This is a genomic window from Nonlabens sp. (assembly GCF_047636915.1).
Lineage (GTDB): Bacteria > Bacteroidota > Bacteroidia > Flavobacteriales > Flavobacteriaceae > Nonlabens.
The window spans coordinates 1-8,943 of record NZ_JBLIGN010000093.1 but is presented as its reverse complement, the minus strand read 5'-3'; the positions used below and the strand labels follow the sequence as shown (position 1 = coordinate 8,943).

Genomic DNA, 8,943 nt, shown 5'->3' with positions numbered 1-8,943 from the left:
ATCTTCATCCAGTTTCACCAGTCCATTGTAAAGAAGGTTACATACCCATATATTACGCTGGTCCTTTGCAAAAGCAGGATCTAAGCTGGTTACATTGGCGTGCTCATTATATCTAAAAACAGTTTGTAGATCCACGAGTTGTTTTTGATCCTGACAACTTAAAAAAATCAAAGAGGAAAGTAAAAAAAATAGGTATTTATGCATAAAGTAAAGGTATCAGGAAGTGTTAGATGGATGCACGATAAGAGTTTTATTTTCAAAAATATATATAAATGGAGCCTAAAAGTAAAATTATTCTTTAAGATAGAAGAATTTCAAACATCTTAGCTTAGAGGTAACCTGCCGTTGTGCTTTTAAAACTCAAAATAGGTCAAATTTAGTATAAAGTCTGAGAATTCAAATTTTAATAGGTCAAGTTAACTTGAGAACGAATGAGGTCTAGCGTTTTCATTAATTCAAGACTATTTATAAAACTCATTTTATCACTTTCTATTTTACCTGCGATAAGGCAGTTTTTAACTTCTTCAATTTCGTGAGCATAACCGTTACCTATAATCGGAGAAGCAATCTGATACGGTTCTGTTCCATTGATTTCCACCACTATTTTTTCTGTATGATGAAAAGGCGCCTGCATGGTAATTTTTCCTTTACTACCGTATAGGGCAGCTTCATTAGAAGTCATGGTAAGAAACGTAGATTCTAAAATCGCGGTTGCTCCATTTTTAAATTTCATGAGCATTGCGCAATGTTGGTCTATGCCCGTCTTAGAAAGTTGTGCGATGGAGGCAGTTTCTACTGGTGTTCCTAATAACAGCAAGCTTATAAAAATAGGATAAATCCCTATATCGAGTAAGGAGCCGCCACCTAATTCTCTTGCGATAAGACGACTAGTAGGTTCTGTTGTGGCTACATACCCGAAGTTTGCCTGAATAGAATGGATCTTACCGATGGTGTTTTGTTCCATAAGTTCGATCACTTTGAGAGTGCTAGGAATAAATCGGGTCCATAAAGCTTCCATTAAAAAGAGATTTTTATCTTTTGCAGTTTGGATCATTATTTCTACTTCTTCTAGGTTCATCGCAAACGGCTTTTCACAAATCACAGCCTTACCAGCATGAAGACACATCATGGTATTCTCAAAATGGAATACATGTGGTGTAGCGATATAAATAATGGCGATTTCGGGATCAGCGGCGACTTCTTCATAGCTGGAATAAAATTGAGTCGCCTGATGTTCAGTTGCAAATTTGCGTGCTTTTTTTAGGTTCCTTGAGCCTACTGCTTGTAAAACGCAACCATCCACCAAGGCAAGATCATGGGCAAATTTATGTGCTACTTTTCCAAGACCTATAATTCCAAATTTTACCATGACGCTTATATAAATGACGGTGCAACGAATATAGATAACCCATGTGGATTACCAGTTTGCTTTACGGCATAACTCTTCTCCGTCAGGATATAATAGTCCTTTTACGATTCAGTACCTAAATAATACAGTTGAGCAATCACAATTATTCTAAAGTGAAAGTAGGTCCCATATTTGTCTGGTCTAACAAAATAAACACATTTATTATGAAAACTTTATTTACGTCACTTATCGTATTATTATTCTCTATCGCTCTTAATGCACAAGAGACATTCACTTTAAAAGTAACGGTCAACAATGCCAAAAGCGATGAAGGAAAAATGGTGTATTCTTTAAGTACGGAGAGCCAATTTATGAAAGCTGCTCCCTTACAAGCGGCTAGTATGGAAATAAAGGACGGAATTGCTATCGCTACTTTTAAAAATGTACCAACTGGAGATTATGCGGTAATGGTATTGCATGACAAAAACGGCAATGAAAAAATGGATTTTTCAGATCAAGGTAGGCCCACAGAAGCTTACGGAATGAGCAACAATCCTATGAGCTATGGACCACCTACTTGGGCAGATGCAAAGTTTACGGTAGAGGCACATAAAGAAATTATAGTACGATTGTAAAAGAGAAGCCCTATCCTAAATTCTTTCCCAAGTATAAGGACTTTATAAGGCACGCAGCGCTTTGATAAACTAAACACAGGGCTGTCAAAAGGCTAAGGGCTGGGAAGGCTTAGGTAATGTAATCCACCACCACAATCTAGACCAATCTTTTTACAGGTCTCAAAAACCGGTAATGATCTTTAAGATCCTTACCGGTTTCTTGTTAATTTAGTCCAAAAAAGCTAGGGTTCTATTACTTTGATAATTAAATTCGTAACATGGTTATACTTGTTACAGGAGCTACGGGTCTAGTAGGTTCAAAAATTTCAGAAGATTTACGTTTCCAAGGTCATACGGTTCATTATTTAACTACAAGACAGAGCGCTCTTAAAACCGAGTCTAACTACAAAGGTTTTTTATGGAATGTAAATGAGATGACCATCGATGCTGATTGTGTAATAGGCGTAGATGCCTTGATACATTTAGCCGGGGAGACCGTTTTCCAAAAATGGACCAAAGAAGCAAAAAAACGCATTCTTAAGAGTCGCATCGATAGTACGGAATTGTTATTGCGTTTGCTTCAAGAAAATGACCATCAAGTAAAACAGGTAGTCACTGCAAGCGCCATAGGAATTTATCCAGATGATCAAAATGGAAAAGCACTACGAGAAAATGATATTCCACCTACAGCTACCAACTACCTTGCAGATGTCTGTATCGCTTGGGAAAAAGCAGGAGCAAAGTTTCAGCAGATAGGTTTAAAACATGCCGTTGTACGCATAGGGATAGTACTGTCAGATAAAGGAGGCGCGCTGGATCAAATGTCAAAACCAGTCAAACTTTTTGCAGGAGCGGGGTTTGGTAACGGTAAAATGTGGCAAAGCTGGGTCTCTAATGATGATCTTTCGGGAATATTTATTCATATTCTTAATAATACACTAGAAGGGATTTACAACGGAGTAGCGCCACATCCCATAAGAAATAGGCCCATGATGGAAGCCATAGGTAAGGTTTTAGGGAAACCAGTATTCCTACCTAATGTACCGGAATTTGTAATGAAGTTGATGCTCGGAGAAATGGCCTCCATAGTTCTAGCCAGTCAACATGCGAGCAGTGAAAAAATTGAAGAGCAAGGGTATTCCTTTGAGTATCCTAAATTAGAAATGGCTCTAGAAGAATATTTGGGTTAGTGAAAGTCACTAGACACTTTTCTGAACAGGTCAACATATTCGTATCACAGAAATATGCCTATACCCTATAGAACGGTCAGTAGGCAACTTCTAGAGCAAACCCAAACTTTAAATTTGGAGATGAATAAAAGAGACCCGATTCAAGCTAAGTTAGTATTCATAAAATCTATAGCATCACCTTTTAAAATCAAAAAGAACTGTGGATAGAACTCAGCAAACTGTTGAGGTATGAAAGAGTTATTTTATGAGCCAGCTTTTTATATCGCTTGATAATTAATTCTATTTTTGATATTTATTTAGTACGCACATTCTTATGGACGTATACCTTGCTTGAAGGAAATCATTTGAGGATTAAAACACACCCCTTAGATGAAAGTGTAAGATCAAGTGAAACAGCTTTTATTTTCAAATATCCAAAATGAAAAAGCACAGTAAAAAATCCATCCCAAATAGTGAGGGGCAGAAGGTAGATAGAGTTGCTCTTGTTGAATTCCCTGAATAGATTTGGTCGCAATTAATAGGAGTTCTTCATGATGTAAATTCGGCACCGACACCGTGTCAAAGTACCACATTCTCTCTTATTTTTTTTTTATTCTTTTCAGCAATCAAAGCGTCTTTAATTCCATACTCCATATTCATTTTACAAGTCTTGTCTCTTGCTTCTTGTCTCTATTTTTATTTACTTATTAAACTGATCCCATTCCTTCTGACGATTCTTTTTGTTTTTTTGATTCATAGGACTATGATAAGAGCTATAAGGCCTAATACAAAAGCCCCTAATGATGTAACCCCAGTAATATCAAGTTTCATAAGCTGACTTACGATCGCTTTTAGGAGGAGTGTCAAATAAAAGGCCCAAGTTATTACATGTGGTATATTGATTTTTCTTGGTGTAAGTTTCATTTATTTTAAAACTGATGTAAAAGTTATCTGCGGTACTTTTACTTACCTATTTTAAGGGTTGATACTGGCTTATTTGATATAAACCCTCTATAACTGGAATACAGCGATGGTCACTATTGTATAGTTTTTGATTTATAGGATCTATATCATTGTATTCTAAAACGCTTGGATAAATTTAATCGTCGGTAAAAGTAGTGGCGTAGTTCACGAATTCCTCAATTTCTTATCCATTGAAAGTTATTGATCTTTTTTACTAGGTTTTCATTTTCGCTCTGCTAAAAAGACACCTACGGTCTGGAGTATTTACTTGATAAATTGTAGGAATGATATTATCGATGTTCTGTAATATATCTGGTGATTTGACCAAATGATTCCTGGTCTAGATAGTCATAATGGCTTTACACCAGTCGCATATAGACCATGGATGCTATAGCAACTACTTTATCATCTTACACCATTACAAAGAAAAAGTAACAAACAGAAGTCTAAAGTCAATTGGCTATTCCTTATCCTGTACTATTTTCGAATGTTATAATACCGTCTGATCGTTAAATAAAAAAGTCCTGCAACCATAGATTGCAAGACTTAATTAAATTAGAATGCTGTAGGTTTATTTAGTAGCAACTAAGTTTACCGTAAGTTTTATATCATCAGAGATTGCTTTATTAGCAATTATGTCTGTAAAGTTACTAGAACCGTACTGGATTCCCCAGTCTGTTCTATCTATGGTAAATTCTTCGCTAGATAACATCATTTTAGCACCATCGTATTTTACTCCTACTGGGAATGATACGTTTTTAGTTACATCTTTAAGAGTTAAATTTCCTTCTAACACGGTTAGAACACCTTTTGTTTTTAGCCCAGTAACAACAAATTTTGCTGTTGGATATTTTGGAGTATTAAAAAAGTCAGTTTCTTTATCTGCGAGAGTTCCTTCTAGGTGACCTTTTAAGTTCATAGCAGACTCACCTTCAAGATCCGTTACCTCTATAGAAGTCATGTCGATAATAAACTCTCCACTTTCTACTACCTCTCCGTTTACTTTTATCATACCACTTTGCAGCGCTATGTTACCAGTGTGATCTTCTGTAGGTTTTGAACCTACCCATGCAATATTGGATGACGCTACATCTACGTTATAAGTAACTGCTTCTGCAGTTGCAACGGCAGCATCTTCTTCTGCTACGGCGTTTACTTCATTTTTGTTGTCTTTACAAGCAACTGTAAAAGCGATTACCGCTGCCATTCCTGTGATTTTTAAAAAATTGTGTTTCATTTATTTATGTTAAAGGTTAATTATTTAGCAAAACTAAATGTATGGACAATTACTTGCGTTAAATCTATATTAATTATTTGTGATGACATTTTGACACAGAGTTTTAAATGGCAGCACTTTTGCCATACCGAAGAAAGGTAGGTGAATATTATTGTTGCTATCTCGCTTTCGCGAAAGCGTAACCATTACAAACACCTCTATAAACAAGTGTTCAATTTATTTAAAAGATACCGTCATAAAATGGCAAAGGATAAACAAGAGAAAGAGCTGAAAGAGCAGGATGCACCAGAAATAATGGAGCAGGAAACAGAAGAAATAAAAGACGAGCGTAGTGAGGTAGAAATTCTGGAAGACCAGATACAAGTAGAAAAAGATAAATTTCTGCGTCTGTTTGCTGAATTTGAAAACTTCAAAAGACGCACGGCTAAAGAGCGAATGGAACTTTTCAAAACTGCTGGAGAAGGAGTGCTAAAGGACATGTTGCCAGTATTAGATGATTTTGACAGAGCGATGATCGACATCAATAAATTTGAAGACGAGCAGTTGACTATAGGCGTGAAATTAATTTCGGGAAAACTGCGTACGACATTATTGAGTAAAGGTTTAGAAGAATTTGACGTTAAAGTAGGTGATACTTTTGATGCAGATGTTCATGAGGCAATTACTCAAATACCAGCACTTAGTGATGATATGAAGGGTAAAATCGTAGATGTAATCGAAAAAGGATATAAATTGGGAGACAAAATCATCCGTTTTCCTAAAGTAGTGATAGGACAATAATTATGGCAGATTTTTATGACATATTAGACATTCAAAGAGGTGCAACTGGACCAGAAATAAAGAAGGCTTACCGGAAAAAAGCGATTCAATACCATCCAGATAAAAATCCTGGAGATGAAACGGCAGAAGATAATTTTAAAAAGGCAGCCGAAGCTTATGAAACCTTAAGCGACCCACAGAAAAAGTCTCGTTACGACCAGATGGGACATCAAGCGTATACTTCTGGAGGTGCTGGAGGTTTCGGTGGTGGTGGCGGCGCTGGAGGATTTGATATGGATGACATATTCAGTCAGTTTGGTGATATTTTCGGCGGCGGCGGCGGCGGTGGCGGTTTTTCCGGTTTTGGCGGGAGTCGCGGTGGACAGCGCAGAGTTAAAGGTAAAGATTTGCGTATCAGAGTCTCTCTTACTCTTGAAGAAGCGGCAAATGGTGTCGATAAGAAAGTAAAAGTTAAACGCAAGAAACAAGCACCTGGTGTTAGCTATAAAACTTGCGGTACTTGTAATGGGAGCGGTCAGATTACTAGAATTCAAAATACCATTCTGGGTCGCATGCAAACCGCTGCGCCTTGTAATGTTTGTGGTGGAGCAGGACAGACTATAGATCATCAACCAGATGGAGCAGATGCTCAGGGAATGGTAGCTATAGAAGAGACGGTAACCATCCAAATTCCTGCAGGTGTAGAGTCTGACATGCGTCTAAAAGTTTCTGGTAAAGGAAATGATGCCCCAGGAAATGGAATAAGCGGTGATCTACTAGTAGATATAGAAGTGAAACCTCATGCAGAGTTACAACGTGATGGGAATAACCTTCATTACGATCTCTATGTTAGTGTGCCAGAAGCGGTAATAGGATCCTCTAAAGAAATACAAACAGTTACTGGTAAAGTACGTATACCTGTGGAAGCAGGAATTCAAAGTGGTAAAATACTGAGATTACGAGGTAAGGGTATGCCTAGTCTTAATGGATATGGAACTGGTGATTTACTAGTTCACATAAATGTATGGACACCGCGCAAACTAAACAAAGATCAAAAAGACTTTTTTGAAAGCATGATCAACGATTCTAATTTTGATCCCGCTCCTGAAAAAGGGGATAAGTCATTTTTTGGAAAAGTAAAAGATATGTTTTCTTAAAGGAATCTTAATGAATTAGAAAAATTTGTATATATTTACTTCAACAAAGGGTTAACCAGCCATTTGTTATTTTCTTTTTCATAGCAATTTTCCCACCTCTTGTTTACAAGAGGTGGGTTTTTTTATGGCAGTTTTGTGGGTATATTCAGCTAGGTTTATGTGATTTGTTATTTTGTTTAATTAAATTAAATGCTATTCCTTATAAATTATTTGAAATACTTTTGCTATACCATTTGCTTCTTGTTAATTTAGCACAATTAATTACTGCATGGATAACGCATTAGAAGTACAAGGCATAACAAAGGTTTACGGGGATTATATAGCATTAAACGATGTCTCTATTTCGGTTCCGAAAGGAAGTATATATGGACTATTAGGTCCTAATGGAGCTGGTAAGACATCACTTATAAGAATTATCAACCAGATTACGATGCCAGATGAAGGAATTATCCTTCTCAATGGCGAGCAATTACAGCCTAAGCATATTGAAGAAATAGGGTACATGCCAGAGGAGCGTGGTCTTTATAAATCCATGAAAGTAGGCGAACAGTGCATATATCTTGCTCGTTTAAAAGGACTTTCTAAAATTCAGGCAAAAGAGCGATTGGACTATTGGTTTGAAAGATTTGGTATAGAGGGGTGGTGGAATAAAAAGCTCCAAGAGCTTTCTAAAGGCATGGCTCAAAAAGTACAGTTTATAGTGACGGTGATGCACGAGCCTAGTTTACTTATTTTTGATGAGCCGTTTTCTGGTTTCGATCCAGTAAATGCCAATCTTATCAAAGATGAGATCCTTAAACTAAGAGATGATGGAGCTACCATAATTTTTTCTACACATCGTATGGAAAGCGTAGAAGAGATGTGTGATCATATTGCATTGATAGATAAATCAAATCTCGTACTTCAAGGCAAACTGAGCGATGTAAAAGAACAGTATCGCGATCGTAATTATGCAGTTTCATTAATTTGTAACAATAACGATGCAGCTTTTCAACAAATTCCTATAGAGTTTAATCCACATCCTATCTTGTTGTCAGGATTAGATAACACTTTAGATTTTCAGATTAAAATACCCCTAGGAATAGATGTGCCTAGTGCCTTAAGTCGTATAAATCAATTAGGAGAATTGACCCATTTTAGTGAAGTAATTCCTAGCGTCAATGATATCTTCATCCAAACTGTACAGCAACATGGATAAACTGTGGCTCATTATAAAGAGAGAATACCTTAATAAAGTAAGGAATAGAACATTTATTATCATGACTTTTGTAAGTCCGTTGATATTTGTAGGAGTAGTCTTGTTAATAGGATGGCTTACCAGTATTAATTCTGATACGAGTAGAAAGATTGCTATACTGGATCAGACGGGAGAGAATTACGTAAGCTTATTTACTTCTTCAGAACGTTATGACTACATTATTCTAAATGGTGTTTCTAAAGAAGCTGCCATAGCAGCTAGCAAGGAAGCAGATTACTATGGGTTGATATTGATGGAGTCGCGGGAAGGAAAGTTTACAGGACTTAGCTTTTATTCTGATGATTCGCCAAGTCCCGATTTCTTAGAGTCGGTTGAGAATAAGGTGAATAAGAAAGCAACAGAGAATAATCTAGAAGATGCTGCTATCGATCTTCATAAAATTGAAGAACTTACTGTAAATAATGAGATTCAAGTACAGGACTTTACAGGTGAAAAAAC

General features: G+C 36.7%; 9 protein-coding genes. 6 read left to right on the top strand and 3 right to left on the bottom strand.

Annotation, left to right across the window (positions count from 1 at the left end):
• Positions 1-403: 403 nt before the first annotated feature.
• Positions 404-1,369 carry a Gfo/Idh/MocA family protein gene (locus ACJAT0_RS11340; protein WP_415181743.1) on the bottom strand — a complete coding sequence of 322 codons (966 nt, stop codon included), beginning with the start codon at positions 1,367-1,369 and terminating at the stop codon, positions 404-406.
• A gap of 203 nt (positions 1,370-1,572) precedes the next feature.
• On the opposite strand from ACJAT0_RS11340, the gene ACJAT0_RS11335 reads away from it, so the two are divergent.
• Positions 1,573-1,983 carry a DUF2141 domain-containing protein gene (locus tag ACJAT0_RS11335; protein ID WP_415181742.1) on the top strand — a complete coding sequence of 137 codons (411 nt, stop codon included), beginning with the start codon at positions 1,573-1,575 and terminating at the stop codon, positions 1,981-1,983.
• Positions 1,984-2,240: 257 nt separating this feature from the next.
• Complete coding sequence (locus ACJAT0_RS11330; RefSeq protein ID WP_415181741.1) at positions 2,241-3,152, top strand: TIGR01777 family oxidoreductase; 912 nt, start codon at positions 2,241-2,243, stop codon at positions 3,150-3,152.
• Between the two features lie 732 nt (positions 3,153-3,884).
• Here ACJAT0_RS11330 and ACJAT0_RS11325 read toward each other — a convergent pair.
• Both ACJAT0_RS11325 and ACJAT0_RS11320 read right to left on the bottom strand, forming a co-directional pair.
• Positions 3,885-4,055, bottom strand: a complete 171-nt coding sequence (locus tag ACJAT0_RS11325; protein WP_415181740.1) for a hypothetical protein — start codon at positions 4,053-4,055, stop codon at positions 3,885-3,887.
• Between the two features lie 610 nt (positions 4,056-4,665).
• The gene (locus ACJAT0_RS11320; protein ID WP_415181739.1) at positions 4,666-5,331 is read right to left on the bottom strand and encodes a YceI family protein; all 666 of its coding nucleotides are present in this window, start codon (positions 5,329-5,331) and stop codon (positions 4,666-4,668) included.
• 240 nt (positions 5,332-5,571) lie between these two features.
• Here ACJAT0_RS11320 and ACJAT0_RS11315 point away from each other — a divergent pair, with 240 nt between their 5' ends.
• From ACJAT0_RS11315 to ACJAT0_RS11300, 4 genes are all read left to right on the top strand, one after another.
• Entirely contained in the window at positions 5,572-6,111 is a 540-nt protein-coding gene (locus tag ACJAT0_RS11315) for a nucleotide exchange factor GrpE (protein WP_374002908.1), read from the top strand.
• On the top strand, positions 6,111-7,247 hold the full coding sequence (dnaJ, locus tag ACJAT0_RS11310; RefSeq protein WP_415181744.1) for a molecular chaperone DnaJ: 1,137 nt from the start codon (positions 6,111-6,113) through the stop codon (positions 7,245-7,247). The genes ACJAT0_RS11315 and dnaJ overlap by 1 nt, the downstream gene beginning before the upstream one ends.
• A gap of 268 nt (positions 7,248-7,515) precedes the next feature.
• Positions 7,516-8,445 carry an ABC transporter ATP-binding protein gene (locus ACJAT0_RS11305; protein WP_415181738.1) on the top strand — a complete coding sequence of 310 codons (930 nt, stop codon included), beginning with the start codon at positions 7,516-7,518 and terminating at the stop codon, positions 8,443-8,445.
• The coding region (locus ACJAT0_RS11300; RefSeq protein WP_415181737.1) for an ABC transporter permease at positions 8,438-8,943 on the top strand (506 nt) is incomplete at its 3' end. The genes ACJAT0_RS11305 and ACJAT0_RS11300, both read left to right, overlap by 8 nt.

Bases quoted from the DNA above. Each gene is read 5' to 3' on its own strand.
- ACJAT0_RS11340 (WP_415181743.1), bottom strand. From the start codon at position 1,369: ATGGTAAAATTTGGAATTATAGGTCTTGGAAAAGTAGCACATAAATTT.
- ACJAT0_RS11335 (WP_415181742.1), top strand. From the start codon at position 1,573: ATGAAAACTTTATTTACGTCACTTATCGTATTATTATTCTCTATCGCT.
- ACJAT0_RS11330 (WP_415181741.1), top strand. From the start codon at position 2,241: ATGGTTATACTTGTTACAGGAGCTACGGGTCTAGTAGGTTCAAAAATT.
- ACJAT0_RS11325 (WP_415181740.1), bottom strand. From the start codon at position 4,055: ATGAAACTTACACCAAGAAAAATCAATATACCACATGTAATAACTTGG.
- ACJAT0_RS11320 (WP_415181739.1), bottom strand. From the start codon at position 5,331: ATGAAACACAATTTTTTAAAAATCACAGGAATGGCAGCGGTAATCGCT.
- ACJAT0_RS11315 (WP_374002908.1), top strand. From the start codon at position 5,572: ATGGCAAAGGATAAACAAGAGAAAGAGCTGAAAGAGCAGGATGCACCA.
- ACJAT0_RS11305 (WP_415181738.1), top strand. From the start codon at position 7,516: ATGGATAACGCATTAGAAGTACAAGGCATAACAAAGGTTTACGGGGAT.